The organism is Nodosilinea sp. FACHB-131 (genome assembly GCF_014695395.1).
Lineage (GTDB): Bacteria > Cyanobacteriota > Cyanobacteriia > Phormidesmidales > Phormidesmidaceae > Nodosilinea.
Map to the genome: position 1 here is coordinate 1 of NZ_JACJOF010000023.1, position 26,916 is coordinate 26,916.

Sequence of the window (26,916 nt, forward strand, 5' to 3'; positions counted from 1 at the left end):
CAGGTGCGCCATAGGTACCGTTGCTTGCCAGTATGAATATGGCCATTCTTGACCGTTCGTTTAGAAGTGCAGTTAGGGCAGGAAGGCATCGGCATCGTTGCGTAGCTTCACTATCACCCTAACAAATCCATCATTACCTCTAGAGTTCTACCTATTTCTATTCAACAGAGCCGTCGAGTAAATCTCATTCATTTTTTTGATGGGTGCATAAAAGGCTGTGATGGGTGAATCGTAGCCGCCGCTACAAATCCCATTGATTCACTCTGGAGGCCTCCTCTAAACTACCGATCAAAGGCCGAGAAGCCAAGGGTTAATCGCTGTTATCTAAGTATGGCTAAGTGCAACCCATCAAGTTCAGCTTCGGATCTGTAGTTTTCCTATAGACAAAATTCCACTGCTGAACTTGGGTTTGGTTTTTAATTTCACTGCCGTTTAAGCCAAGGACGTGATTAAGTGAACATTCAGTATCTTAAAACTGATTTTCTAGTTGTCGGCGGGGGCACCGCTGGCACGATGGCAGGCATTAAGGCGAAGCAGGCCAACCCCGAAGCCGACGTGCTGATTTTAGAGAAAGCCAACATTCGCCGCAGTGGGGCGATCGCCATGGGCATGGATGGGGTCAACACCGCCGTCATCCCCGGCAACTCTACCCCTGAGCAGTACGTGCGCGAAATCACCATCGCCAACGACGGCATCGTCAATCAAAAAGCCGTCTACGAAACCGGGCGGCTGGGCTTTGAGGTGATTCAAGAACTGGAGAGCTGGGGCGTCAAGTTTCAAAAAGACCACGAGGGTAACTACGACCTCAAGCAAGTGCATCGGGTCGGTAAGTACGTGCTGCCCATGCCCGAGGGCAAAGACCTAAAGAAAATTCTTGCTCGCCAAGTCAAGCGCCACAAGGTCAACGTTACCAACCGGGTGATGGCTACCCGCGTCATGGTGCAAAACGGTCGCGTCACTGGGGCAGTAGGTCTCGACGTGCGCAACGGCAATATCGTAGTGATTCAAGCTAAGGCTGTTGTGCTGTGCACCGGGGCCTGCGGTCGCTTAGGTTTACCCGCCTCGGGCTACCTCTATGGCACCTACGAAAACCCCACCAACGCGGGTGACGGCTACTCCATGGCCTACCACGCCGGGGCCGAGCTCACCAACATCGAGTGCTTCCAAATCAACCCGCTGATCAAAGACTACAACGGTCCCGCCTGCGCCTACGTGGCCAGTCCATTCGGGGCCTATACCGCCAACGCCGAAGGCCACCGCTTCATCAACTGCGACTACTGGAGCGGCCAGATGATGCTGGAGGTCTACAAAGAGCTGCACTCGGGCAAAGGGCCGGTGCACCTGAAGATGTACCACCTCGACGACGACACCATCAATGAAATCGAGACCATTCTGTGGGACAACGAACGGCCCAGTCGGGGTCGCTTCCACGAGGGCCGGGGCGAAAGCTACCGTACCCACGGCGTCGAGATGAACATTTCTGAAATTGGCTTGTGCAGCGGTCACAGTGCTTCAGGCGTCTGGGTGAATGAGCGGGCCGAGACCACAGTCCCCGGCCTCTACGCGGCGGGCGATATGGCCAGCGTGCCCCACAACTACATGATTGGCGCCTTCGTCTACGGCCGCATTGCGGGCGAAAACGCTATGGACTACGTGCGCGATCTGGAGCATGTCGAACCTGACGCCGAATTTCTCGCCGCTGAGCAGGCCCGCATTTACGCCCCGCTGCAGCAGCCCGACGGCGTGCCCCACACCCAGGTTGAGTACAAGCTGCGCCGCCTGGTCAACGACTACCTGCAGCCGCCCAAGTCGCCCAACAACATGGACATTGGCCTGCAAAAGTTTGTTGCCTACGAAGACACCCTCGGACTGATGGGAGCCCGCGACCCCCACGAGCTGATGCGCTGCATGGAAGTGCACTTCATCCGCGACTGCGCCGAGATGGCGGCTCGTGCCTCCCTGTTCCGCAAAGAGACCCGCTGGGGCCTCTACCACTACCGCCTCGACTACCCCGAAAAGAACAACGAGGAGTGGTTCTGCCACGTCAACCTGAAGAAGGGCGAAACCGGCCATATGGAGATGTTTAAGCGCCCGGTAGAACCCTACATCGTCGATGTCGATCTGCTTGAGGAAGTCTACGACGTTGCCGTCCGGTAGGGTGGACGGGCACTGCCCACCATTCTCTGACTATTGCCTCACTTAACCCCTCACCCCCAGCCCCTCTCCCGAGAGGAGAGGGGAGCCGAGCCGTGTTCTTGTTCCCTCTTGCTCTGGGACAGGACTAGGGAGAGGGCAACAAATCTGACCACTCTATATCCCTACTTTTTAGAATCCCCATGGCCCTAACGACCCAACGCGTTGACGTACCCGTAATTGTCGACGAATCGAAATGCCTCGAAAAGTGCAACGCCTGCATCGAGGTCTGCCCTCTAGACGTGCTGGTGAAAAACCCTGAGACCGGCAAAGCCTACATGAAGTACGACGAGTGCTGGTTCTGCCTGCCCTGCGAAAAGGAATGCCCCACGGGAGCGATTACGGTACAGATTCCGTTTTTATTGCGGTAAAGGTGAGGACTTTCGGTGAGTTAGGTGCATTGCTCCGCAAATGCACCCTACGCCATGACTTATCCACCTCTCACTCATGCACCCACCCACTCCCCTTCCCTCTGCCGTCATTTTGGAACCCTTCCCCATGCACACCACCGATATGGACCCCGAAGTTGCCCAGTGGGTTGAGCTGCTGCGATCGCCCGATCTCGACAACCGCCTAGTCGCCGTCAAAACCCTGCAACACTTGGGCGACGAAGATGCGATCGCGCCGCTAATCGAAGCGCTCTCTGACGAAAACCCCACGGTGCAAGAGATCGCCATCACCACCCTGTGGGAATTTGCCAACCCGATCGCCATCAACCCGCTGATCGAGTGCTTGAGTTCGCCCCACGAAAATGTGCGCAGCGAGGCGCTGTCAGCCCTCAAAGAGCTGGTTTCGACCAACGACCTGATGAAGCTGCTGGATGTGTTGCAGGTGGGCAATGTCCACGCGCAGCTCAACGTGCTGGTACTGCTGCGCAAAATTCACGATGCCCAGGCGCTGCCGTATATCATGCCCTTCTTTGAGTCGGAGAACCCGGACCTGCGGGAGGCAGCGGTAATCACCCTGCGCTACCTGAACCAGGTGGTGCGCTGCGAACCAGCCCTGGCGCTGGCGAAAGATCCGGTGGAGTCGGTGCGGCGGGCAACGGCACTCACCCTGGGCCACCTCAGCGATGCTGAAGTGGTGCCGCTGCTGTGCGAATTGCTGACGAGTGACCCGGACTGGCAGGTACGACGAAATGCAGCCCAGTCGCTCGATATTTTGGCTGATCCGACAGCCGTTGAGTCCTTGGTCAAAGCCATGGATGACCCTGAATGGCAGGTGCGCAAGTTCACCGCCCGTGCCCTGCAAAAGACCCCGGATGTACAGGCTCTCCCGGTGCTAATTAAGTCCCTGGCCGACGAGTACTCCGACGTGCGGCGCGATGCGGCCACCGCCCTGGGCAAACTGGCCGACACCAACGCTCTGCCCGCCCTGCAACAGACCCTCAATGACCCCGACATGGACGTGCGGATTTTTTCCCGACGGGCCATTGACGCGATCCAGAAGTCTCAGCCAGAAACCTCTAATGTCTAGCCATTCCTCCCCGTTTCATCACGCTGCTGAGGCCCCCGCTGAGGTAGCTCCAAGTGCCGAGGCGATCGCCCGCAAAGCCGAGGTCATTGCCCAGCTCAAAACCCTGCACGAGCCTACTCTGGGCAACGACTTGGTCAGCCTGGGCATGGTGCGCAATCTGCAAGTGGTGGACGACTACGTCTACCTGCGACTCTACGTGGGCCGTCACCAGCTCGACTTACAAGAGCAAGTGCAGAAAACTCTGGGGCAATTGCCCTGGTGCAAGAAGGCCTATGCCCAGCTCTGCACCATCCCTGGGGTGCGCACCACCCTGGCGGTGTCAAGCGGCAAGGGTGGCGTCGGTAAATCGACTACGGCTGTGAACCTGGCGGCGGCTCTAGCCAAAACCGGGGCCAAGGTGGGGTTACTCGATGCCGACATCTACGGTCCCAACGTTCCCCAAATGCTAGGCCTGGGCCATTCGGAAGTCCGCGTCATCGATACCCCCAATGGTCAGCGGTTTGTGCCGCTAAAGGCCCACGGCATCAAGCTCATGTCGGTCGGGCTGCTGGCCAAAGGCGATCACCCTCTGGCTTGGCGTGGCCCGGTGATGCACAAAATTCTCACTCAGTTTCTCCACGAGGTGGATTGGGGTGAGCTGGACTACCTACTAATCGACCTCCCCCCTGGCACCGGCGATGCCCAGATCACCATCGTTCAAGAAAGCCCGATCTGCGGCGTGGTGATGGTGACAACACCGCAGCAGGTGGCCGTCTCCGACGTGCGCCGTAGTGTGCACATGTTTCGCCAGGTGGGGGTGCCCGTGCTGGGTCTCGTCGAAAACATGAGCTACCTGCTCTGCGGCCACTGCGGCGAACCGACACCAATCTTCGGCAGCGGCGGCGGGGCGCAAATTGCTACCGAACTCTCGGTGCCGCTGTGGGGTCAGGTGCCCATCGACCCCCGCATTTGTGAGCAGGGCGATGCGGGCGTGCCCCTGCCGATGAAGCTGCCCGATGCCCCCTTAAGCCAAATCTTTGGTCAGATTGCTTTGGGCCTGAATGCGACCTTTGGCGTGGCGGCGGTGGAGGAGTTGGCGACGGTTTGTTGAGGGGATGGGGAAAGTAAGGAAGATGGGGAGGATTGGGAAGGTAGGGAAGGTATGTTGATTATTTGCGCTGAATTCCCTCATCTCCCCTATCGTCCTCATCCCCCTATCTCTCCATCACAAAATGACCTATAAAGACCAACACGCCAATACTCGCCGGGCAGCCTAAAAGACCGTCTAGAATGCTGAGATGTAATTAGGAGCAGGTGATTGGTTCAGTCTCAGCCCCAAGACGTCTCTTCGCAACAGCCTCTGCTGCGAGTATTGAGCAGTCTGCGCGCTCACCTTTGGCTCACCTTAGGAGCGTTAGTCAGCGCCCTGCTGCTGGTGGCCGCCTACGCGGCGACGCCGCAGTTGTTTCGCTGGGCCATTGATGACGGCATCGCCAAAAATAATTTGACGGTGGTGCTGCAAAGCGGGGCGGGGCTGGTGGCAGCGGCCCTGGCTCGGGGGTTGTTTAACTTTGGCCAGAGCTTCTGCGCCGAGGCAATGTCGCAGAGCGTGGTCTATGACCTGCGCAACCGCATCTTTAGCAAGATTCAAACCCTCAGCTTTAGCTACCACGATCAGGCCCAAACTTCGCAGCTGCTCACCCGCGTCACCAGCGACATCGAGCAGGTGCGCACGTTTCTCAGCACCAGCCTGGTGCAGGTGATTAGCGGAGTGGTGACGCTGGTGGCGATCGCCGCCATTCTCCTGATCATGAACTGGCAACTGGCGCTGATTAGCCTGACGGTGGTGCCGATCGCGGGGTGGCTGATGGCACGATTCTTTAACCAAAACAACCTGCTGTTTCGCCAGGTGCAGGAGCAGCTCAGCGACCTCAACGCGGTTTTGCAGGAGAATCTGCTGGGGGTGCGGGTGGTCAAAGCTTTTGTGCGGGAGGAAGCCGAGCACGATCGCTACTCCCAGCTCAACAACGAGCTGGTGGCCGCCAACATGAAGACGATCCGGGCGATTCGCAACACGTTCCCGTTCATCTTTTTGGCGAGCAACCTGGTGATTGTGGTGGTGGTCGGCTACGGCGGCGTGGCGGTAATTGACCAGCGCTTTTCGGTGGGGGAACTGGTGGCGTTTAACGCCTACCTGCTGCTGATTTTGCAGCCAATTTTGCTGATTGGCTTTGCTGCTCCGGCGATCGCTGGAGCCTCTTCCTCCGCTGAGCGGGTCTACGAGGTGCTCGATGCCGCAGTCGAAATTCGCGATCGCCCCCACGCCATTCCTTTCACCACCTGCGGTGGCCGCATCACCTTTGAGAATGTATCGTTTCGCTATCCCGGTGCCGCCACCCCGGCCCTCAACGGCATTTCCTTTGAGACCAAGCCCAACGAGCTGATTGCCATTTTGGGCATGACTGGCTCGGGCAAAAGTACTGTCACCAACCTGATTCCTCGTTTCTACGATGTCACGGCTGGGGCGGTGCGCATTGACGGCCGCGATGTGCGCGACTTTACCCTGGAGAGCCTGCGATCGCACATCAGCACCGTCTTTCAAGAGACCACCCTGTTCTCGGGCACCATTTTTTCTAACATCACCTACGCCAAGGCCGGAGCCACCCTGAGCGAGGTGGTCGAAGCGGCCAAAGCCGCCCAGATTCACGACTTTGTCATGACCCTGCCTGAGGGCTACGACACGCTGGTGGGCGAGCGCGGGGTAGGGCTCTCGGGGGGGCAGAAGCAAAGAATTGCGATCGCCCGCACCCTGCTGACCGACTACAAGGTGCTGATTCTCGACGACAGCACTTCCGCCGTCGATGCTCAAACCGCCGCTCAAATTCAAGCGGCCCTCGACGACCTGATGCGCCGCCGCACCTGCACCGCCTTTGTGGTAGCCCAGCGGATCAGCACCGTGCGCACCGCCGATCGCATTCTGCTGATGGATAAGGGACGACTGATGGCTCAAGGTACTCATGAATATTTGATGGCCCATAGCTCGCTCTACGGCGCAATTTTGGAGTCTCAGGTAAAGCCCTCAGCGACAGTTGAGAGATCGCTTATTTAACCGAGCAGGGTTAGCGCGTGAGCACGTAGCTGATCCGCAATTCTCAAACAGGTGTCTGCATCTTCTGCTGTTGCATCATCACCAGGATAACGGTACGCTGTGGCTCCTAGAGTCAACAGTTGCAAATCCTCAGGCTCGGCTATCCACTCTGCATAGACCTCTCATAGAGACTCATCCAAACTGACCAGATTGTGGGTATAAGGGGGAACCTTTTCGCGCGCGATTAAGAGTGCTTTCATCATCTTCTCCACACACTGCTGCGTATGAAAACAGACTGCATCATAGTTCGGCTCTGGAGACTGCCAAATCAGGTTAGCGGTTCTCCAATCGCTATCAGCTTTGCGAATCCACTCCTGGACCACTTTGCTCATATAGAACAGTTCCCTGATCTACGGCGGTACGAATAAGCGGATCATACTCCTGATAACGCCAAACCAATTCATCGGGTGAGCGGACAATTAAATCAACCGGGAAATTTGGCTGAATTGCCCGCCATATGGTCATTGCCATCTCAGTATTGCGAATCTTGTGGGGTACAACGATCAGCAGATCAACATCTGAGTCTGATCTGGGGCTGCCATAGGCATAGGAGCCAAACAAGATGATTTTCTCCGGCCTAAATTGGTCGGCGATCGCCTGACAAAGCCTGCGAATTTGCCTCTCTGTGATTATGGCTTTGTGTGCTGGCATATCATCCGACTGATAGGTGGACATAGCTACAACGTGTCATAGATAGCATCGGCTTCGCTGTAGCCTGCCAAAAACTGCTCAGCTACCATAGCACTCCATTCGGCTTCTTCCTCCACTTCGGGTAAGTCTTGCACTAACACAATGACTCGAACCGCGTGATGTCCTACTAACTGCGCCAAGGCCGACTCTGGCAATTTAAGCTGCCCATCGGCCGTCACCTCCCCTGCAAACTCATAGGCTTTCATCGCCGTTCACCTCTAAAAATTGATTAAAGAACCGCTCACTATTCACCATTCTCTACCTTGGTTAAGTTCTCACGGCGGATTGAGGGCAAACCGCAGCTGCTCAAACTGTGGAGCCGGCAACAGCATCAGCCGCCGCTGAGAAGACATAAGGAGAAGCTATAGGGCGCAGCAGGGAAATTTTTGAGCTAATCGTAACCCACAATATTCGGCTGCATTGAAGCCTCTTTGCGCAACCCTGTTTGAATCGCTTTAGATATTTGAAGTCGTTGGACAGACTGCCCTCGTCTGGCATTGGGTTACACTTCGTCTTAGCAAGCCGGTGCTCTCCAATGTCTTCTGCCCATCTCGCGGCTCCAGCAGAACCCAAGCCCAAGCTCTCGACGGTGAGGCGGTTTTTGCAGTATTTTGCGCCCTACCGGCAAGACCTGCCGATCGCACTGCTGCTGGTCGCCCTTGGGGCCACGACCCAGTCGCTGGGGCCGCTGCTGATTGGTTGGTCGATCGACAACCTGATTTTGCAGGGCAACTTGCCGGGGCTGCTGTGGATGCTGGTGGCCTTGACGGTGATTTACCTCGTTGGGGTGTGGGCAATTCGGGGGCAGATCTGGCGGATGGGAGCGATCGTGCAGCGGCTGCTGGGTCAGCTGCGGCAGGATATTTTCGACAAAATCCAGAGTTTGCCGGTGAGCTTTTTTGATCGCAGCGAGGCGGGCGACCTGATGAGTCGCCTGCTCAACGATGTCAACACCGTCAACCAGGCCTTTGGTCTCACCATTCCCCAGGTGCTGGGCCAGACTTTTAGCCTGGTGGGCATCATCATCGCCATGCTCTCAATTAACTTGCAGCTGGGGCTGCTGAGCAATCTGGTGGTGCCGCTGATGATTTTTACCACGGGGTTTTTCTCGCGCTGGGCCAGGGGCAGGTTTAGCGTTACCCGGCAGACCATCGGCGATCTGTCGGCCAAGCTGGAAGAAGACATCGGCAGCGTCAAAGAGGCCCAGGCGTTTAACCGCACCCAGCTCAACATTGAGGAGTTCGACAGCCTCAATGCGGCCAACCGCAAGGCCAATGTGCAGGCGGTGGCGGTGACGGCAGCGTTTTTGCCCTCCATCGACCTGCTCAATACCCTGGCTACGGCGGGGGTGACGGCCTATGGCGGCTATCTAGCGGTGACGGGGGTGATGACGGTGGGCACCGTGACGGCCTTTGTGCTCTACGTGCAGCAGTTTTTTCGCCCGATTCAGATTTTGAGCCAGTTCTATACCCAGGCCCAGTCGGCGCTGGCGGGGCTCGATCGCATCTTTCTGCTGCTCGACGAGCCAGCCACCCTGCAAGATGCCCTCAACGCCACCGAGATGCCGCCGATTAAAGGCGAGGTGCGGTTTGAGGCGGTGGGCTTTGGCTATACCCCCAACCAGCGGGTGCTGAAGGGAATTAACCTTTGCGCCCAGCCTGGCCAGATGGTTGCTCTGGTGGGTCCAACCGGGGCGGGTAAGACCACGATTATTAACCTAATCACGCGGTTCTACGATGTGTCGGAGGGGGCGGTGCGCATCGACGGGGTAGATGTGCGCGCCGTCACCCAGGCCAGCCTGCGCCGCCAGATTGGCATTGTGCTGCAAGACAATTTATTGTTTAGCGGCACCGTAGCCGAAAATATTGCCTTTGGGGTTCCCCACGCCAGCCAGGCCGATATTGAAGCGGCGGCCCAGGCGGCAAATGTGCATGAATTCATTACGTCGCTGCCCCAGGGCTACAGCACCCGCTTGGGGGAACGCGGCGCACCTCTCAGCCAGGGGCAGCGGCAGCTGGTGAGCATTGCCCGCGCGGTGTTGATTGACCCGCGCATTCTGCTGCTCGATGAGGCCACCAGCAGCATTGATACGCGCACCGAGGGGCTGGTGCAGGAGGCGATCGCTCGCCTCCTGCACAATCGCACCAGCTTTGTGATTGCCCACCGCCTCAGCACTGTCACCCAAGCCGACCAGGTGCTGGTGATTCAGCAGGGCGACATTGTCGAGCAGGGCACCCACGCTGAGCTAATGACCCGGCAGGGCATCTACGCCAACCTCTACAGCTTGCAGCTGGGCACTGACTGATAGGCTTCGGTGTTTTGAGCTGTCCTGACTCAGACTTCACCAAGACGTGCCGTCGTTAACATAGAAGATCCAGGCCAGGGTAGCCGCCGCCGTGGATAGGTTGATCAGGGGTAGGGCAGTGGACCCGCAGGCCAACAGGTAGCGATAGGGCAAATTGGCGAACACCGGCAGCAAAAACACCAGCCAGCTCAGCGCCACTGCTACCAGGCAAACAACAGGAAAGCTGACAACGCTGAGAACCAAAGTCACTGCGGCAGGGCTTGCGAGGACATTAGGGTCCTCACGCATCAACAACGTCATGATTGCGGGCACAAACCCGGCCATAGCACCAATGATCAACAGGACTGTCGCAATAAAAAGAACCATTAGAGCGGTTTTCCGGCGCATAGGGTTTGTTATGGTAAAGGCCACTATCTGGGCAGAAGGACACCCTAGATTGCCCAGTGGTTTCATCCCACCCACCTGAGGTGCACCAATGAATCAGACCGCTCAGACCCCCGTAGATCTGGGCACCGCAGGTGCCCAACTCTTTCCCCCCCCAACTCTTTCCCCCCCCAACTCTTTCCCCCCCCAACTCTTTCCCCCCCCAACTCTTTCCCCCCCCAACTCTTTCCCCCCCCAACTCTTTTCCCCCCAACTCTTTTCCCCCCAACTCTTTTCCCCCAACTCTGAGGTGCACCAATGAGCCAGGCCACCCAGACCCCCGTAGCTCTCGTCACTGGAGGTGCCCAAGGAATTGGCTTGGGTATCACCCAACTCCTGCTTACCCAGGGTTGGCGGGTTGCAATTGTCGATATGAATACAGCCGCTGGTGCTGCCCTCCAAGACACTCTGTCCCAGTTTCAAGAGTCGTTTATCTTTTTGCCCTGCAATGTGTGTCAGGAGCGTGATGTGGAGCGCTCTATCGCGGCGGCCCTCGATTACTTTGGCCGGCTCGACGGGCTAATCAACAACGCTGGCATTGCCAACCCCTACAGCGGCCCGATCGAAGACCTAACGTTAGCAGACTGGAATCACTGGATCGGCACCAACCTGACAGGGTACTTTCTGATGGTTAAGCATGCCGTCCGTCATCTGCGTATAGCTCAAGGTGCGATCGTCAACATCGCTTCGGTTCGCGCCCTCCAGTCTGAACCCGATTCCGAAGCCTATGCCGCCTCTAAGGGGGGCATTGTAGCGCTGACCCACGCCCTGGCCATGAGTCTTGGTCCAGCCGTTCGCGTCAACTGCATTAGCCCTGGCTGGATCGATGTCAGCGCTCTGAAACATCCCCCTCAAGAGTCGCACCTCAGCCCGACTGACCACTCTCAGCACCCCGTAGGGCGCGTGGGTCAAGCCCAAGACATTGCGGAAATGGCCTACTTTTTGCTGTCAGATAAAGCCGGTTTCATCACGGGGCAGAATATCGTGATCGATGGCGGCATGGGCCGCAAGATGATCTATGAGGAGTAGGTCAGAGGCTAGATCAGGTTCAGAGCAGCCAGGCGTTCGAGCCCCAGGGCGATCGCGTCCTCCTCCAGTTCGGTGTAGCTAAAGATAAACTCGTGCCCTGGGCTAGAACCGAGGTACTGAGGGCTGGCGGAGATTAGCCCGACGCCCACCTCGGCGGCTTTTGCCATCAGCAGGTCATCAGAGATGTTAGTCGCGAAGCGCACCATTACGTGCAGCCCAGCGTTTTCGCCCAGCAGCGTGGCGCGATCGCCCCAGTGCTCGCTCAGAGTAGCAACCAATGTCTGCCGTCGCCGGTCATAGATGCCCCGCATGCGGCGAATATGGCGCTCCAGGTGGCCCTCGGTGATGAAGTCGGCCAGCACCGCCTGCTCCAGGGTTGGCCCCTGGCGATCGGCTAGCCATTTGGCCCGGCTAAACACCGCTACTAGGGCTGGAGGCAGCACCATATAGCCCACCCGCAGCGACGGAAACAGCACCTTAGAAAACGTGCCCACGTACAGCACCGACTGCCCATCCCCCAATCCTTGCAGCGCCGGAATCGGGCGGCCCCCATAGCGGTATTCGCTGTCGTAGTCGTCTTCAAAAATCAGGCTGCCGCTCTGCTCTGCCCAGGCCAGCAGGGCCAGCCGGCGCGGCAGAGACAGCACCGCCCCAGTCGGAAACTGGTGCGATGGGGTGACATACACCAGACGAATTGGGCCGGGCGTAGCCGCCAGTGCCGCCACATCCATACCCGCTGCATCTACCGGAATCGGGTGCAATGTTGCCCCCTGGCTGGCCAAAACACGGCGGGCGCTAAGGTAGCTGGGTTCTTCTAAAGCCACCGTATCGCCGGCCGACAGCAGCAGGCGCGTGGCAAGAGAAAGCGCCTGCTGGGTGCCATTGGTAATCAAAATTTGGTCAGGATGGCAATGCACGGCGCGGGCCTGAGCTAGATAGGCGGCGATCGCCTCTCGCAGCGGCCCATACCCCATCGGATCGGTGGCATAGTCGAGCCATTCCGTGCGGCGACAGTGGCGCGACAACAGCTGCCGCCACAGCCCCAACGGAAAGCGATCGAGGGCCGGTCGACCATAGCGAAAGCTCAGAGGCACAGCGGGTTCAGGGCTAGGGCCAGGGTCGATCTGCTCCAAGCGACGACCATAAGCCGACAGCGGCACAGCAGGAATTGGCCCGACCGGGATGGCGGTTAAGGGAGGCGATTGCAGCAGGTCGTCGGGTAGCTGATCGCAGACGTAGGTGCCAGAACCCGTTACCGTTTGCAGATAGCCCTCGCTAAGCAATTGGTCATAGCTTTGGGTCACCGTGGCTCGCGATACACCCAAACCTTGAGCCAAGGCGCGGGTCGAAGGCAAGCGCTGGCGCGGGGCTAGCCGTCCCTTGAGAATCCTGGCTCGCAGGGCGGCGTAAATCTGCTGGTAGACAGGATCTGGGCTGTGAGGATCGAGGGCAATGGCAAAATCCATCAAGGTAGGGACAAAGTGGACTGGTCAGTTGAGGTGAAATTGGCTCTTGTGGATCTCCAATTTCACTTCTATTCTAAGCAAAGCTCCCAGAAGAGAAAAGATGGACGTTTTTCAAGCTAGGTTTGAGCATCTTGAAGCAGTGGCAAAACTATTTGACCAATATCGAGTTTTTTACCAAGCCCCGCCAGACTTTGAGGCAGCAAAAACATTTATCAGCAAGCGTCTTCAGGAAAACAGCTCAACTATATTCGTAGCCTGCCATGAAGATAAAATCGTTGGGTTTATGCAGCTTTATCCCACATTTTCTTCCGTATCTATGAAGCGTGTTTGGGTTTTAAACGACTTGTTTGTAGAGGAAACCTACAGAAATAGGGGAATAGCGGGTTTGCTGCTTCATGCAGCAGCAGAATTCGCGAAGACAACTGAGGCCGCCCGCATTACTCTAGCGACGCAAGCCTCTAATACCCCGGCTCAGTCCCTTTATGAATCGCGGGGCTACCGTCGAGATGAAGCGTTTTATCACTACACATTGTCGCTGGTATGATTTGTGTCCCAAGCAATCCTATCTGACACCCCAAAAAGCTGAGAAAAACTTTTTGGGTACTATTTTCAGACCTGTGTATGAAACTTTAAACTGACCTTTCAAAGCAACAAAACTTCTAACTATTCACGACCCTATGTCACTGCCGAGCCCTGTTACTATTCGAGCTAGCAATACTACAGAAGATGCGGTGGTTGCTGAGCATTTTTACCGTATGTGGCGCGATCTGGGGGTTTCTGAGAACAATATTCAACCCAACTGGTTAGATATCTCCTTAGATTTTGTTCAAACAGCCCGGCATAACCTCGACTACCAGGCTTTTGTGGCTATAGCTGAGGATGCAATTGTGGGCTCAGTCAGTGGTCAGCGCTTTGCCGGGCTGTATCCCCCAATTTTGTCGCCCACCCATCGCCAGTACGGCTACGTCTGGGGCGTCTATGTGGAGCCTGCCTATCGCAATCAGGGTGTGGCCACCCGGCTGACCCGGCTGATGGTGGACTATCTCCGAGGCATTGGTTGCACCAAAGTTGTGCTCAACGCGGCCCCCAAGGCGCGATCGCTCTACCAAAAGCTGGGCTTTGACGAGAGCAACCTGATGGAACTCAATCTCGTATCCCAGGAGGGTTAGATGTCAATTACTTTACCGATTGCTCTGATTCCCGAGTCAGTCTCCCTTGCCGACTATCGAGCGCCATCGGCATTAGTAGACAGTGAGCACCCGGCCATTGCCACCCTGTCGCGATCGCTGACCGCAGCGACTACTTCACCTACGGAGCAAGTCAAGATTGTCTACGAGTGGGTGCGCGATGCGATCGCCCACACCTACGACATCCAGGCCGAACTCGTCACCTGCACCGCCTCCGAGGTGCTGGCCCAGGGCCACGGCTTCTGCTTTGCCAAGGCCCATCTGCTGGCAGCCCTGCTGCGCCACTGCGGCATCCCCACCGGGTTTTGCTACCAGCGTCTTGTGTTTGACGATGCTCAGCCCAGCCATCACACTCTGCACGGCCTCAACGCCGTCTACCTGAGTGAGCTAAACCGTTGGGTGCGACTCGATGCGCGGGGCAACAAGCCTGGGGTGCAGGCTGAGTTTAACGGCGATCGCGAACAACTCGCCTTCCCCATCCGCCCCCACTTCGGCGAAGTTGACTACCCCACCATTTACACCCAACCCCACCCTCTCGTCGTCACCGCCCTACAAACCCACCCCACCGCCGTCGACCTCATTGCCCACTTACCCGCTGCCCTCTAGCTCATCCCTCCTACCTTCCACCTTGCACCCTATACCCTTTACCCAAATCCCATGTCCCCAGAATCCCTCTCCCCCACCCCCCGCACCCAAGTCAAGCGCCTCCCTCAGCGGGCCAGCTACGATCGCCCCCAGGTCCACGCCATTCTCGACGAAGGGCTGGTCTGCCACCTGGGCTTTGTCGCCCAGGGGCAACCCTTTGTCATCCCCACCGCCTACGGTCGCATGGGCGAGCAAGTCTACATCCACGGCTCCCCGGCCAGCCGCTTATTGACCACGCTGGATCAGGGGGTGGAGGTCTGCCTCACCGTTACCCTGCTCGACGGGTTGGTAATGGCCCGTTCAGCGTTTCACCACTCGATGAACTACCGCTCAGTGGTGCTGTTTGGCACCGCCACCCGGGTGGATAATGCCGACGAAAAGCTGGCGGCGCTCAAAGCCTTTACCGACCACGTTGTGCCTGGCCGTTGGGATGAAGTGCGCCCTCCCACTGCCCCAGAGCTGACGGGCACCCTAGTGCTGGCCCTGCCCATTGCCGAGGCCTCAGTTAAAATGCGCAGCGGCCCACCCCTCGATGCCGCTGCCGACTATGCTTTGCCAGTTTGGGCAGGGGAAATTCCCTTGGCGGTCACCGCTGCCGCTGCCGTTACCGACCCCCAGTGCTCGCCAGAGGTCACAATTCCCGACTATGCCCAGCGCTATCGGCGGGGATGATGTGTTGACAAATTAGCTCTTGGGCGTGGTCAAGAATTAATATTAGTCTTGTGAAGTATTGGTTTCACGCCCTTTTTTTATCCCCTTACCCCTGTGCGAGATCTGATGATGCTCGGCTATCTCCAAGAAAAAAAGAGCTACTAGATCAAGCTTTCCCTCTTCAACAATATCAATTCATCTCCACGAAAAATACCAAGGCACTGTATGTAATCACGGACTAATCAACACAGGCTGCCTCACCCTTTTCCTGAGAACCGAGGTTTGAATTTTCTTGGCTAGATAGCTTTTCGCGAAGCCCTAATAGGCGGGTATAGGCTTGCCAGTTAGCGGCTTTGCGCTTTAGCTTTTCCTTAAGCGGCTTAGCTGCTAGAGTGTAGCCACCGTCAGCCCCATCGACAAAGTGAACTTCATGCCCACTACGCTCGAACACCAGACAGGTCATCAAAGCTCGATCTGAAACGTGTATGCCGTAGACGAGATTGCCTTCGCGCGATTGAGTCTCGAGGTAATCGGTCAGCTTTTCTCGCTGGTGGGTATCGCCTGAGATAATCATCCGCAACATGTCATCAAATTTTTTGTAATCGCTGGCAGCCTGTACCACCTGTTTATACGCGCCCCAGTCGACACCGCCAACTTTAAGGTTCAACCCCATATAGATCGAACCCAAAATGTTATCCATTTTAAGGTTCCAAATATAGCGCCAGCGAGATAGCCAGTTGGAGGGCTGCGCCCGCAGCTTAGCTTGGGGGAGCAATTTCTCAGTTCTTAAAGACAGATTGAGATTTTGCAGCCCAACTGGGTGAAAGTCATCTTCAGTGCCATAGATCTCCTGGATCTTCTCAAGCACGTCGTGGTACAGAGCGTTGTTTACTGCTGGGCTATGGACGGTGGCTAGCACCAGCAGCGTTACCGTTTCCCCATGCCTGCTGGCAATATCCTGCCAGCGGCACTCCAACCCTGCCAGATTCGCTGGGGAAATCTCGACATCACTGATTTGATAGCGACCAGCCGTTTCAGAAGATTTCACCAATTCTGTTGCGTGGTTCAATCCCCCACCGACAAACACAGCCTGGTGATACTGCTCCGCTACCTTGAGCTTGGCCAGCTTCACCTCAAATCCTGCTTGGCTAGCCGTTGTCACCGGCACGATGCCTACCCGAAGCTCAAGGTTAAATTCTCTTTGAGCCAGCTGTTGCAGGGCCAGCAAAGGCGACTTTACTTTTTCTAACACGGTAGAGGGAACTAGAAGAGAAGCCCCATCTCCGCCAAATACATAGGGAATCTCTAGCGGTTTGACGGCATTGAGCACTGCTGCAATCGAGGAAGCGCCTAAGAGATTGACTTCCTTATAGCGACCGGCTTCAATGGCCTCCGTAGAACCCCTAACATCCGCGATGATGATGTACCAGTCACTCGGTACTGAAAGCAGATTGTTGGCATCAATCGCATCGAGCAGGTTAGTTATTGCGGGTAAGTCAGCATAGAAACGTTCTGTAGACATACTCTTGGGGCCGCTGTTACGTGAACAGAAGTTCCGGAAAAGCGCTCTGTTGGGTTGACTCGTTAAGTGTGCCCAGTTATACAACAAGAACAACTCTTTCCCCTCACGCACAAGTGCATTGGTCGCTAGTAGGTTGCAGTCAGGACAGGACGAATTTATTGGGGCTAAAAACTGTCAAGCCATCTCCATCTAATAAGATTGGCAATTAATTACCACAGAATGAAGAATGGTCTTAATGCTCACAGGGAACAACCTTAGGGCATAACAAAAATTTATTTTTGACAAGTGCCTTTATTCAACTTTAACTCGTAACGTTTTTGAGATTTAATTTTATAAAAAAGTATGCACAAAGTTCCTACCGAAAAAAGTTGTCTACAGCTTTACACTCTGTAAGCGACTGTCTAGAACCTCGACTCAGGGGTATATCAGTGCTTAAGGTCTTGCAGCGCTGATATACCCCTTGCTCTGTAGCTGCTGCGAAAGACTGTCAGCCCAGTGAAAATCGTTCTGGCCGAAATGGCTTGGGGATAGTTGTTTGAGCTGAACCTGCAATTTGTTCAGCGATCGTCTTCCCTGCGGCAATAGCAACAGGCATTCCATGCCCTGTATACCCGGCTGAGATATACTCCCCCGGTCGGCCTGGTAGCTCTCCGATCAAAGGGTTCTCATCGATAGTAAAGGCCATGATGCCTGTCCACTCGTACTCAATGGCGACATCTCTGAGAGATGGAAACGTGTCTCTCAGAAAGGTTTTAAGGCCCTCGCCCACTAAGGGTTCTAACGTAGAGTCATCCTCAATGCCAATTTCTTTGGTTGGCGACTTCCACCGCATGCCACCAAAGATGATTCGTCCATCCTGACGCTGAATAGCGTATCCAGTGTCATTGCTCAAATACCAGTCAAAATCGAATAATTGGGATGTTGGAGCTGTGGCAATTACCTGACCCCGAACGGGCACGATGACTCCCTTAGGCGTTGGAAGCAGATGATAGGTCAGGGCATTAGTGGCATAGACTACGACCTTGGCCTGAATCTGTCCTTAATTGGTCGTGATGGTAAACCCTTCTGCCTGCCGGGTGACAGCCTGAACCTCTACCTTCGTCTGAATGTGAGCCTGTTGCTGTTGAGCGGCTTTGGCAAGACCTATAACCAATTTGGCAGGCCACAGTTGAGCATGATGAGGATCTAAAGCTGCTGCCGAAAAGTTTGAACATTGAGTATTGTGCTCAACCTCTTTCTTATCCCAATACTTCACAGCCACGCCATGAGACATCATGAGTTCACAGCTTTCCTGAAGTGACTGGGCCTCCGCAGGAGTCATAGCTAAGGAAACTAGCTGATTAAATCGAAGATCGCAGTCGATATTGTGCTGGTTCGTTAAGTCCTGCAAAAGTTGAGCGCTCTGCCGTGTAAAGTCCCAAAGAGCAAGGGTTTCATCTAGACCATGAGCTTCAACAGAATCCTTAAAGCTTTGATTTGTGCCAAAGACAAAATGCCCACCGTTGCGACCTGTTGCTCCGCAAGACAGTTCCCCTCGCTCTAATACAACAGGACGTAGCCCTAAATGACTCAACCAGTAGGCTGTGCTGATGCCCGTGATTCTACCCCCGATGACTACTGCATCAGCTACAGGGAGCAGCTCTTGCTCAGACTGAAAGCAAAGTGCTTGAGGATTGAGCCAAAAGGAGACAACACGAGTCGTCATAGTTAATGACCTAAAGAATAATGACTTTGATTCTGTCCTCTGCTGTGATGGTCATAGTGCCCCCTCAGTACCTATAACCTGAATAGAGCAAGGCATTAAAAACACCTAGGGCCAAACTTATCAGTAATTTTCAGAACCACTAGCCAGCACCGACTGATAAACCTGATAAGCTTCGTCGCCAAAACATACAAATCTGACCTGCTCAACCACAGGTGATTGATCTAGAGCTGCTTTCACGGTTGCGATCGCAATTCGAGTCGCCCGCTCTAGCGGAAAGCCATAGATCCCGGTGCTAATGGCTGGAAATGCTAAGGTGCGAATTTCATACTCAACCGCTAAGGCTAGGCTGTTTTTATAGCAGTTAGCCAATAGTTCATCCTCATGATGCTGCCCACCATGCCACACTGGCCCCACAGTGTGAATCACCCACTGTGCCGGGAGGTTATAACCTCGGGTAAGTTTGGCCTGCCCGGTTAAGCAACCACCTAGCTGGCGACACTCAGCCAACAGCTTAGGCCCCGCCGCTCGATGAATGGCTCCATCGACACCGCCGCCGCCTAGCAAAGACTCATTGGCCGCATTGGCGATCGCATCAACTTTCTGGCGGGTAATATCGCCTTGAATCGCAGTCATTCGTTCTAAATTATCAGTGGTAAGCATAGAAAAAGCCTTCCAAATTTCACGGACTCAACAGTAAATGAATGGTCAGATTATTTTTATCCTAGAACACCTTAACTCGCTATTAGGAGAAATTTAGAGAAAAAGAAAAATATGCCCTCAATGAATAAAAATATTACTATCGGTTGATAGCAACCACAATCAAAATCCTTAATGTCTAAGCTAATCAACTAATTCAGAAGTAGACATTGCCAAGCCAAAAGGATAATTCATGTTTGTTCCACCCGGTTTTACTAGTCGATCCATCACAACCCAGTATGGCCGCATGGTTTACTACACGGCTGAAGGAGAGCCTTGGACAGACTCAAATATAGTAGATGAAAAAGAAACGCTAGTCTTTTTACATGGCTTAGGGGGCGGTTCTTCGGCCTACGAATGGTCTAAGGTTTACCCAGCTTTTGCGGCGGACTACCGAGTGTTAGCCCCTGATTTAATTGGCTGGGGTCGGTCAGATCACCCGGCTCGCGACTATCAAGCCGAAGATTACATTGCTATCATCACCGACTTTATGGAAAAGACTTGCAGTGGCCCTACTACTGTCATCGCCTCTGCACTAACAGCGGCCTTCACAGTTCGTGCAGCTATTAACCGACCTGATCTATTTAAGTCGCTGATTGTCACAACATTAGCTGGGTTAGCTGAGTTTGGGCAAGATTATCGTCGCAGTGGATTTGCCCAGTTTGCTCAACTTGCTAGCTTGCCGGTACTGAGCCAGCTACTTTACAACACAGGAGTTGCCAACAGTTTTGGTATTCGGAGTTATCTAGAGCAACGTCAGTTTGCTCAACCAGAGCGAATTTATCCAGAAATTGTTGAGGCATATCTAGAATCAGCGCAGCAAAATAATGCTGAGTATGCGGCTCTTTCCTTTGTGCGAGGAGATTTATGCTTTGACTTATCTAAGTACATCAGTCAACTCACTATTCCCACCGCGATTATTTGGGGAAGGGGATCTGAATTTACTGGCCCAGAAATAGGACGCCGTCTGATGGAGATGAATCCCCAAGCCATTCAAATTTTCTATCAGCTCAATGATGTTGGGTTTACCCCTCAACTGGAGCTGCCAGGAGTTACCGCTGGCCTAATTCGTGAGTTTCTACCTCGGCTTGAAGCTAACGCTACAGCCATTCACTAAAAGTTTCAACGCTAAGCTAGTTCTGTTCAAAACCTTGCCTCCAAGCTTTCACATAGCTTCTACAGCGATCAATAAGCTTACCTGATTACTCTTTCTGTTCAGCACTGACCGGCTGATCAGCCAATAGATTGTCTCGCAGACGTAGGTATTGTTTGCCTTTGGGAGTGAGTTCGATATGGTGCTTTAAGTCTCCCTCTTTGGGAAGCTGGTCTAGGTGTGACTTGGCGGCAATAAAATTGAGGGTAGTCAACCTTTTCAACTCTACAATCAAATCGGCGGTGTTCTCATAGGGTACAGAATTGTCCTCTGTATTGAGCTGTTTCAAGTGGCTCAGCTCCTGTTCAGAAACAAGACTGGTTAGTAGAAGCTTGAGGGACTCAACATAGTTCTGTTCAGCCTCTTCAATTTCAAAAGGGCCAATTTTTGCTTTTTGGATATTATTGCTTGAGAATTTATCGAGCAGGTTATAAAGAGGCTTGTAAAAAAATAGCAGAGCAACCGTAATGGCTAGAGGCCAGGATAAAAGAATTGGTCCCAAGACCGAAATCCAGTCCAAAACAGAGTGATTACTCACGCCACGTTCCTCGCTTATACCAAAAATGTGCTCAATCTGCTTAACGTATCTTATTCACTCTATCGAGCCATAAAATCAATCAAACGAGGTGTTTTAATCAGCCACTAGCGCCATATTCCGTTTATTTTCTAAGAAGCGAAAGAATTATATCCAAATGCCTATTCTCAGGCATTTTAGTCTCTCCAGAATTGTATATGACTTTTGGTAGAGGTGTGCATTTTTTCGGCAGGTTTAGCAACTTGGCTAGACTTTCTAAACAGTTTCCTTCAGCTCAAACTCAATACCTAACTGCCACTTATCCTCAGCTTTAGTGAGAGCCAGCTTGTTTGAGTGTTTTGAGATTAAAGATTAGTTTCCGCTTTTAATTGTCTCAAGCGTATTGGCTTTTTCTGATGCCTGAAAAACTATCCCTAGCCACCAGTTATAGCTAATCCTGCGCCTTGATCATGGCCACATAAAGCCGTCGTCTTACCAGCGATCGCGAAGGAGGTTTCTTCAACCCACAGATGAACCAGGCGCTTTCGAGGCTACATACGCTTGATGCCAGGACACCAGACCATTAATCGCTATCCCTAGCAAAATGACGTAAAGAAGCGAGAGAAACCGTACCTCTTTAACGTAGTACAACCCAATAGCGATGACATCGACCACAATCCAGTAGAGCCAGCTTTCTATCCGTTTAAGAGCCATCAATGCCATAGCGGTAAAGCTCATCACGGTTGTGACCGCATCGAGGATAGGAAAGGAAGCTGCTTCTGGGACCCACTGAGGCAACCAAGTATGAATTTGCCCCATAAACCCACCTAGGGCCGAACCCACACCCAGCGTTATGCCCAACGTTAGTAATCCGTAGCGGCGGGGGCTAAAGAAAAACCCGTCTGCGACATCCTGGACTGGGTCTTTCCGGCTCCACCACCACCAGCCATAGACACTGGCTACCAGGTAATAGACCTGTTCTAAAGCATCAGAGTAGAGCTGAATTTGGTAGAACAAACTCATGTAGAGCAGGACGCTGATGATGCCTATGGGCCAAGTGAGTAGACACTTGTGCGCAATCAGCCACACCGACCATAGATAGAGAATGGTTCCAATCAGCTCGATGTAACTCAGCGGATAGCCGAGGATGGTGAGAGCGATAGTATTGATGCTGAGAAAATCAGCCATTGGCAACCTGAAACTGTTCTAGGAGATTGTGGTACTTCTCGAAGTGAGCGAGTATCCGTTCCACATATCCTATCCGAGCTTTTAAGTCACCTCTCACCCTAAAAAATGGAATTTTACGCACTACTAAATCACTGACGATCTGCTTTTGAAAGATAGCTCTATTGCCTTCCCCAGAGCGATCCCAAGTATCGTCGTAGGAAACATCTGTCTCACACAGAAATACTAGGTCGTAGCGCGAGGCACAGCGATCCGCAAGATGAGCCAAATGAGGCGAGGTGGTGCCGTGGTAATAGAGCGAGAAACGGTAAGTAGTGAGGGCGTTGGTATCGGTGAAGAGGTAGCGGTTGGCTTCGGAGAGCAGCCTTTCTTCTCGCTCCAGGTGACCCGTGGCAATCTCCTCAAGCTGCTTTAGAGACAGTCGCCGCTCTACTTGATAGGTTTCCCAGTATTCCCTGCCATACTCTGGCATCCAAACGGTTTTATAGTGACGGGCTAGAGCTTTAGCTAGGGTGGTTTTACCAGTGGAGGGTGCTCCTAGAAAGACGACGTGGGTGATTAAGTCTCGGTAGACCAGAGGGTCTAGGAACTGGCGGTGTTGGTAAGGATCAGAACGGGCTTGGGTGGCTGAGATAGGAACCGTAGTGCGGCTTGTCCAAGTTGATTGAGGTGTCCAGTCTACAAGGCGGTTCACGGCTCCCAAAGCCTGGCTCATGTGCTCTCCATAAAACTCTCTAGAGTAGAAGTGAGTTATGCAGACACCCTGAAGCTGCTGCAAAATGTAGGTTTCATGGGCCTGCTTAATTTCAGGGGTATCACCTACCTCAGTCGGCCCGTCCCAGGCTTCAATGACTTTAACAGTTGGATATAGCTGACGAATCCAGCTAGCCCTCAGAGAAAGCGGTACAGCGGTGGCTTCTGGGCAATCATAGACCATGACAATCACGTCATCCATCTCTGCTAAGGCCGTCTCAATTAAGAACTGATGGCCTTTGTGGAGAGGGGCAAATTTGCCGAGGGCGAGGCCACGGGTTGGCATAATGGCTAGAGGCCGATTAGAACTGTAAGCGCGTTCGGAGAAGGGTTTATAGTAGCAATCTAAAACAACGATTCCTACTGAGCTACCCGCTTTATCTCGTACTCTTCATTCATAGGCAGCAAGCTGATTAGAACAGCCACCGCTAGGCGATCGCATCTCCTAGTTTCTCAACTAGAGAATCCCAAATCTTAGCTTTAGAAAACCCTTGCGCTGTTCCAATTCGTTCTTCAAGGTCAAGGCCACGCTGGTCAAGCTATCAGTATAGAAAAAGAACGCGCGCGATTCTTGCCAAAAAAAGTCGCCTACAGCTTTACACTCTGTAGACGACTTTTTAAACTCTCAACTGATTGTGCATCAGTGCTTTGAGCTTTTGCCTTCACTATCTAACATTACATTTTCCCTTTTATGTTCCTTAAAAAGGAATGTCGTCGTAGCTGGGGGCAGGCGTAGAAGGCGGCGGGGTTGCTGGAGCCGCCGGGGCTGCCGGACGAGCGGCTGCCGGACGAGAAGCCGCCGGACTGGGCGTGGCCACAGGCACCGCTACGGCGGCCGGGGGGGCCATGGGCATGGTATTGAGCTCGCCCACGGCGTAGATGCGCTGCACGGTCATTTCAACCTGCTTTTCTTTGTACCCTTGGGGGCTATCGACCACGTTCATCGCCAGACGGCCCTCTAACAGCACTCGCTGGCCCGCCTGGTACTGGGCCTGAATGTCCTGGGCTAGGTTGCCCCAGCCAACGACCTTCATTTGTGAGGAGGGGTCGCCCTCTTTTAACCCTGGAAACTGCACCACAAACTCGGCCACGGGAGTTTGATTGTCGGAGGTGTAGCGCAGCTGGGGCGACTGCACGATTTCGGCCATTAGCAGGCAATTGTTCATAGCGGCATGGGCTCCTTGATCCCCTGTTCTTTTTCAATGAAAGTTTGGACGTGCTGCTGGTATTTGGCCAGGGTGCAGTCGAGCCACTCGCGGCTCTGGCTGTTGCCGTAGATATGTACCAGGGGCTCGCCCGCGTCGGGCAGCACCAGCACCCAGTCGTCGGGGTTGTCACCTAAGATTTTAACGCCGTCGATCAGCTCTAGACGCTCGGGCGGGTTATCTTCTACCAAATAGCGCATCAGGGCACCTTTGACGGTCCAGGGGCAGCGCAGGGTTTGCATGCGGTAAGCCATGCGGGGCAGGTCTGACCAGATCTGCCCAAGCGATCGCTGCTGTAGGCTCAAAATCTCAATCAGTTTGGCAATACAGAACATCGCGTCAAAGCCGGGGTGCAGCTCGGGGAAGATAAAGCCCATTTCGCCGCTGCCGCCTAGCACCACGTTGGGATTGCTCTGGCAGGCTTCCATTAAAGCGGTGGGGTTGGCCTTGGTGCGTATCACTCGACCGTCGTGGCGGCGGGCGATGTGCTCGATCGCCCCCGACGTGTGCACCGGCACCACAATCGTGCCGCGAGGGTTGGTGGTCAGCATCATGTGGGCCATCAGCGAGGTCAGCACCTCACCGCGAATGCGGGTGCCCACCTCATCAACGAGAATCAACTGTTCGCCATTGGCCGACACCTGGGCCCCAAAGGTGGCCCGCAGCGCCTGCACCACCTGCCCGAGCTGGCTGAGCATCACCTCACGCTCGTCGTTGGAGAGGGCTACCTGGCGCAGGCTGGCGTTGAGCACCACCGCGTCGCAGTCAAACTTGCCGAGAATCTGCGGCAGCACCGCCCCGGCCACGGCGTAGAGATAGTCGATCACCACCTTGGCCTGGCTGTTGGTCACGGCTTGGACGTTGAGATGCTTCTCAAAGGCGGTGGTGTAGGTAGAGACCACATCGGTGGGATTGGCGACGGTGCCGATTTCGTGAACGGGCGATCGCCGCAAATCTTCCTTAAAGTAGGCGCCCTCGATTTTCTTCTCTTTGCTCTTGGGGATATCGATGCCTTTCTCGTCAAAAAATTCGATCAGCACGTAGTCGGGGCGATCGGGGTGTAGCCGCACGTGAATTCCCCCAGCGACGCCCATCGCCGCCAGCATGCTGCGGGCCACCGGAATGGCCGTCGCCTCCAGATTTTGAATGTTGATGCCAACAGACATCAGGCCCGCGATCAGCGATCGCGACACCATACGCGAAATGCTGCGCTGATCGCGCGAGACCGTGACTTGGGAGCCAGGCTTGAGGGTCGACCCGTAGGCCGCCCCCAGCTTGACCGCAAACTCAGGGGTGATGTCAATATTCGCCAGCCCGGCCACTCCCCGCTGGCCAAACAGATTGCGCTGCGCCGTGTTGCCCCAGATCAAGTTGATGTTCAACGTTGCACCTGACTCGATTTGCTTGCTCGGCCAGACTCGCACGCCAGGGCTAATTTGCGCCTCTTCGCCCACCGAAGACAGGGGACCGATCACCGCTCCCTCCAGCACGTGGGAGCGACGGTCAACCCGCGCCCCTCGGGCGATGGTGCAGGCCCGCAGGTGCACTTCATCGCCCACAATCGCGCCATTCCACACGATCGGTCGCTTGAGGTCGGCATCGCAGCCAATGGTGACGTTGTCACCAATTACGGTGCCTGGTTCGAGCACCGTGCGGGCACCGATGCGGCAGTTATTGCCGATCATCACCGGCGGCTGAATCTGAACCGTTGGATCTATCTGGGTATTGTCGCCGATCCACACGCCGGGAGATGTCTCAGGGTATGCATAATTGACCACCACTTTGCGGTGTAGGGCATCGTACTGAGCCTCTCGGTAGGCCTCCAGGTGGCCGACATCACACCAGTAGCCGCTGGCCACGTAGCCGTACATGGGTTCCCCCTTATCCAACAGCAGGGGAAACAGATCTTTAGAGAAGTCAGATTCTTCGTTGTCGGGCAGATAGTCGAGCACCTCGGGTTCGAGAATGTAGGTGCCGGTATTGACTGTGTCAGAAAAAATTTCGCTGGCGGAGGGCTTTTCTAGGAACCGCTTGATGCGCCCCTCTTCATCGGTAATCACCACGCCAAATTCGATCGGGTTGGGCACTCGAGTTAGCACCAGGGTGGCCTTGGCGCCCTTCTGCCGGTGAAATGCGATCGCCGCTGTGAGGTCAAAGTCGGTAACACTGTCGCCGCTAATCACCACAAACGTGTCGGTGAGCAGGTCAGCGATATTCTTGACGCAGCCCGCCGTGCCTAGGGGCTGGTCTTCTTCGACGGCGTAGGTCATCTGCACGCCAAAATCGCGGCCGTCGCTAAAGTAATTGCGCATCACATCGGGCAAGTAAAAGAGGGTAGCAATCACCTCATCGATGCCGTGGCGCTTGAGCAGATTGACAATGTGTTCGGCGATCGGGCGGTTGAGGATCGGCACCATGGGTTTGGGCAAGTCACAGGTTAGAGGCCGCAAACGGGTTCCTGAACCACCGGCCATTAGCACTGCGCGCATAGAGTCTCCTTGCTGCGTAAACATTCCTGATGGGGGTTGCCCCGGCTCTAGCTAGGGCTCTCAACAAATACCGAACACAACCATCGACAGGGATATCTATAACATTACTCCGGCATTGATCCGCTTAAAGATAGATTGGAGTAAATGTATATAGAGCTATGTTCCATCCGGGTCAAATCTGTTTCGACTCGCCATAACCGTTTCCTCCCGCCGCGCCTTGGGGAGCAAACGTTTGGAAAATTGGGGCAATGGCGGGCAACCGGAAGCAACGTTGGTATTGTAGAAGCATAGGTGAACCGGGTAGAAAGGAGCAGTGACTATGGGTACATTGATCGCGCTTTTGTTGGCCGTTATCTACGGCGGTGGGGCCTTTAAGTTTTGGACAGGGTTCAACCGCACCAACTTCACCGACGGCAGGGTTAAGTTCACCCTGCTGTGGCCGCTGTTCTTGGCCCTCAACAAGTCGTACCGGCAAAACTTTAGCCGAGCGTTGAAAGGATGA

25 protein-coding genes and 1 pseudogene are annotated in these 26,916 nt (G+C 54.5%); 13 read left to right on the forward strand and 13 right to left on the reverse strand.

Going from position 1 to position 26,916, the window contains the following annotated elements:
- The first annotated feature begins 453 nt into the window (after window positions 1-453).
- The 5 genes from H6F75_RS13855 (at window position 454) to H6F75_RS13875 (ending at window position 6,757) form a co-directional block, all read left to right on the forward strand.
- Window positions 454-2,157: a fumarate reductase/succinate dehydrogenase flavoprotein subunit gene (locus H6F75_RS13855; RefSeq protein ID WP_190753070.1), complete on the forward strand. Its 1,704-nt coding sequence runs from the start codon at window positions 454-456 to the stop codon at window positions 2,155-2,157.
- A gap of 179 nt (window positions 2,158-2,336) precedes the next feature.
- Window positions 2,337-2,564, forward strand: coding sequence for a ferredoxin family protein (locus H6F75_RS13860; RefSeq protein ID WP_017301328.1), 228 nt, complete (start codon window positions 2,337-2,339; stop codon window positions 2,562-2,564).
- Window positions 2,565-2,691: 127 nt separating this feature from the next.
- The gene (locus tag H6F75_RS13865) at window positions 2,692-3,669 is read left to right on the forward strand and encodes a HEAT repeat domain-containing protein (RefSeq protein ID WP_190753226.1); all 978 of its coding nucleotides are present in this window, start codon (window positions 2,692-2,694) and stop codon (window positions 3,667-3,669) included.
- Window positions 3,662-4,759, forward strand: a complete 1,098-nt coding sequence (locus H6F75_RS13870) for an Mrp/NBP35 family ATP-binding protein (RefSeq protein ID WP_190753071.1) — start codon at window positions 3,662-3,664, stop codon at window positions 4,757-4,759. The genes H6F75_RS13865 and H6F75_RS13870 overlap by 8 nt, the downstream gene beginning before the upstream one ends.
- A gap of 207 nt (window positions 4,760-4,966) precedes the next feature.
- Entirely contained in the window at window positions 4,967-6,757 is a 1,791-nt protein-coding gene (locus H6F75_RS13875; protein WP_190753072.1) for an ABC transporter ATP-binding protein, read from the forward strand.
- Window positions 6,758-6,918: 161 nt separating this feature from the next.
- On the opposite strand, the gene H6F75_RS13880 is transcribed toward H6F75_RS13875, so the two are convergent.
- Genes H6F75_RS13880 through H6F75_RS13890 form a run of 3 tightly spaced genes read right to left on the reverse strand, consistent with a single transcriptional unit; the run spans window position 6,919 to window position 7,692 of the window.
- Window positions 6,919-7,128 (reverse strand): HEPN domain-containing protein, encoded by a 210-nt coding sequence (locus tag H6F75_RS13880; RefSeq protein ID WP_190753073.1) that lies wholly within the window; start codon window positions 7,126-7,128, stop codon window positions 6,919-6,921.
- Complete coding sequence (locus tag H6F75_RS13885; RefSeq protein WP_190753074.1) at window positions 7,091-7,471, reverse strand: nucleotidyltransferase domain-containing protein; 381 nt, start codon at window positions 7,469-7,471, stop codon at window positions 7,091-7,093. Before H6F75_RS13885 ends, H6F75_RS13880 begins: the two co-directional genes overlap by 38 nt.
- Window positions 7,472-7,473: 2 nt before the next feature.
- Window positions 7,474-7,692: a hypothetical protein gene (locus tag H6F75_RS13890; protein ID WP_190753075.1), complete on the reverse strand. Its 219-nt coding sequence runs from the start codon at window positions 7,690-7,692 to the stop codon at window positions 7,474-7,476.
- A gap of 329 nt (window positions 7,693-8,021) precedes the next feature.
- On the opposite strand from H6F75_RS13890, the gene H6F75_RS13895 reads away from it, so the two are divergent.
- Window positions 8,022-9,791 (forward strand): ABC transporter ATP-binding protein, encoded by a 1,770-nt coding sequence (locus H6F75_RS13895; RefSeq protein ID WP_190753076.1) that lies wholly within the window; start codon window positions 8,022-8,024, stop codon window positions 9,789-9,791.
- Window positions 9,792-9,827: 36 nt separating this feature from the next.
- On the opposite strand, the gene H6F75_RS13900 is transcribed toward H6F75_RS13895, so the two are convergent.
- Window positions 9,828-10,040, reverse strand: a complete 213-nt coding sequence (locus H6F75_RS13900) for a hypothetical protein (RefSeq protein WP_190753077.1) — start codon at window positions 10,038-10,040, stop codon at window positions 9,828-9,830.
- A 432-nt stretch (window positions 10,041-10,472) separates the two neighbouring features.
- Between H6F75_RS13900 and H6F75_RS13905 the strand changes: the two genes are divergently transcribed.
- Window positions 10,473-11,243 (forward strand): SDR family oxidoreductase, encoded by a 771-nt coding sequence (locus H6F75_RS13905; RefSeq protein ID WP_190753078.1) that lies wholly within the window; start codon window positions 10,473-10,475, stop codon window positions 11,241-11,243.
- An 8-nt stretch (window positions 11,244-11,251) separates the two neighbouring features.
- Here H6F75_RS13905 and H6F75_RS13910 read toward each other — a convergent pair whose 3' ends face one another.
- The gene (locus tag H6F75_RS13910) at window positions 11,252-12,709 is read right to left on the reverse strand and encodes a PLP-dependent aminotransferase family protein (RefSeq protein ID WP_190753079.1); all 1,458 of its coding nucleotides are present in this window, start codon (window positions 12,707-12,709) and stop codon (window positions 11,252-11,254) included.
- Window positions 12,710-12,809: 100 nt separating this feature from the next.
- On the opposite strand from H6F75_RS13910, the gene H6F75_RS13915 reads away from it, so the two are divergent.
- The 4 genes from H6F75_RS13915 (at window position 12,810) to H6F75_RS13930 (ending at window position 15,213) form a co-directional block, all read left to right on the forward strand.
- Entirely contained in the window at window positions 12,810-13,253 is a 444-nt protein-coding gene (locus tag H6F75_RS13915; protein WP_190753080.1) for a GNAT family N-acetyltransferase, read from the forward strand.
- 133 nt (window positions 13,254-13,386) lie between these two features.
- Entirely contained in the window at window positions 13,387-13,878 is a 492-nt protein-coding gene (locus H6F75_RS13920) for a GNAT family N-acetyltransferase (protein ID WP_190753081.1), read from the forward strand.
- Window positions 13,879-14,502, forward strand: coding sequence for a transglutaminase family protein (locus H6F75_RS13925; RefSeq protein WP_190753082.1), 624 nt, complete (start codon window positions 13,879-13,881; stop codon window positions 14,500-14,502).
- Between the two features lie 51 nt (window positions 14,503-14,553).
- Entirely contained in the window at window positions 14,554-15,213 is a 660-nt protein-coding gene (locus tag H6F75_RS13930; RefSeq protein ID WP_190753083.1) for a pyridoxamine 5'-phosphate oxidase family protein, read from the forward strand.
- 217 nt (window positions 15,214-15,430) lie between these two features.
- On the opposite strand, the gene H6F75_RS13935 is transcribed toward H6F75_RS13930, so the two are convergent.
- The 3 genes and pseudogenes from H6F75_RS13935 to H6F75_RS13950 form a co-directional block, all read right to left on the reverse strand.
- Entirely contained in the window at window positions 15,431-16,801 is a 1,371-nt protein-coding gene (locus H6F75_RS13935; RefSeq protein ID WP_242020008.1) for a DUF3095 domain-containing protein, read from the reverse strand.
- A gap of 400 nt (window positions 16,802-17,201) precedes the next feature.
- Window positions 17,202-18,419, reverse strand: a pseudogene (locus tag H6F75_RS28140) (FAD-binding oxidoreductase).
- Window positions 18,420-18,539: 120 nt separating this feature from the next.
- The gene (locus H6F75_RS13950; protein ID WP_190753085.1) at window positions 18,540-19,079 is read right to left on the reverse strand and encodes an O-acetyl-ADP-ribose deacetylase; all 540 of its coding nucleotides are present in this window, start codon (window positions 19,077-19,079) and stop codon (window positions 18,540-18,542) included.
- 229 nt (window positions 19,080-19,308) lie between these two features.
- On the opposite strand from H6F75_RS13950, the gene H6F75_RS13955 reads away from it, so the two are divergent.
- Window positions 19,309-20,232, forward strand: coding sequence for an alpha/beta hydrolase (locus H6F75_RS13955; RefSeq protein ID WP_190753086.1), 924 nt, complete (start codon window positions 19,309-19,311; stop codon window positions 20,230-20,232).
- A gap of 85 nt (window positions 20,233-20,317) precedes the next feature.
- Here H6F75_RS13955 and H6F75_RS13960 read toward each other — a convergent pair whose 3' ends face one another.
- The 5 genes from H6F75_RS13960 to H6F75_RS13980 all read right to left on the reverse strand — a co-directional run bounded on the left by H6F75_RS13960 (window position 20,318) and on the right by H6F75_RS13980 (window position 26,414).
- Entirely contained in the window at window positions 20,318-20,806 is a 489-nt protein-coding gene (locus H6F75_RS13960; protein WP_190753087.1) for a hypothetical protein, read from the reverse strand.
- A 495-nt stretch (window positions 20,807-21,301) separates the two neighbouring features.
- Window positions 21,302-21,970, reverse strand: coding sequence for a nicotinamide riboside transporter PnuC (gene pnuC / locus H6F75_RS13965; RefSeq protein ID WP_190753088.1), 669 nt, complete (start codon window positions 21,968-21,970; stop codon window positions 21,302-21,304).
- Window positions 21,963-23,006 (reverse strand): AAA family ATPase, encoded by a 1,044-nt coding sequence (locus H6F75_RS13970; RefSeq protein WP_190753089.1) that lies wholly within the window; start codon window positions 23,004-23,006, stop codon window positions 21,963-21,965. The genes pnuC and H6F75_RS13970 overlap by 8 nt, the downstream gene beginning before the upstream one ends.
- Before the next feature lie 412 nt (window positions 23,007-23,418).
- The gene (locus H6F75_RS13975; protein ID WP_190753090.1) at window positions 23,419-23,886 is read right to left on the reverse strand and encodes a single-stranded DNA-binding protein; all 468 of its coding nucleotides are present in this window, start codon (window positions 23,884-23,886) and stop codon (window positions 23,419-23,421) included.
- Window positions 23,883-26,414: a mannose-1-phosphate guanyltransferase gene (locus H6F75_RS13980; protein WP_190753091.1), complete on the reverse strand. Its 2,532-nt coding sequence runs from the start codon at window positions 26,412-26,414 to the stop codon at window positions 23,883-23,885. The genes H6F75_RS13975 and H6F75_RS13980 overlap by 4 nt, the downstream gene beginning before the upstream one ends.
- A gap of 319 nt (window positions 26,415-26,733) precedes the next feature.
- On the opposite strand from H6F75_RS13980, the gene H6F75_RS13985 reads away from it, so the two are divergent.
- Window positions 26,734-26,916, forward strand: coding sequence for a hypothetical protein (locus tag H6F75_RS13985; RefSeq protein WP_190524301.1), 183 nt, complete (start codon window positions 26,734-26,736; stop codon window positions 26,914-26,916).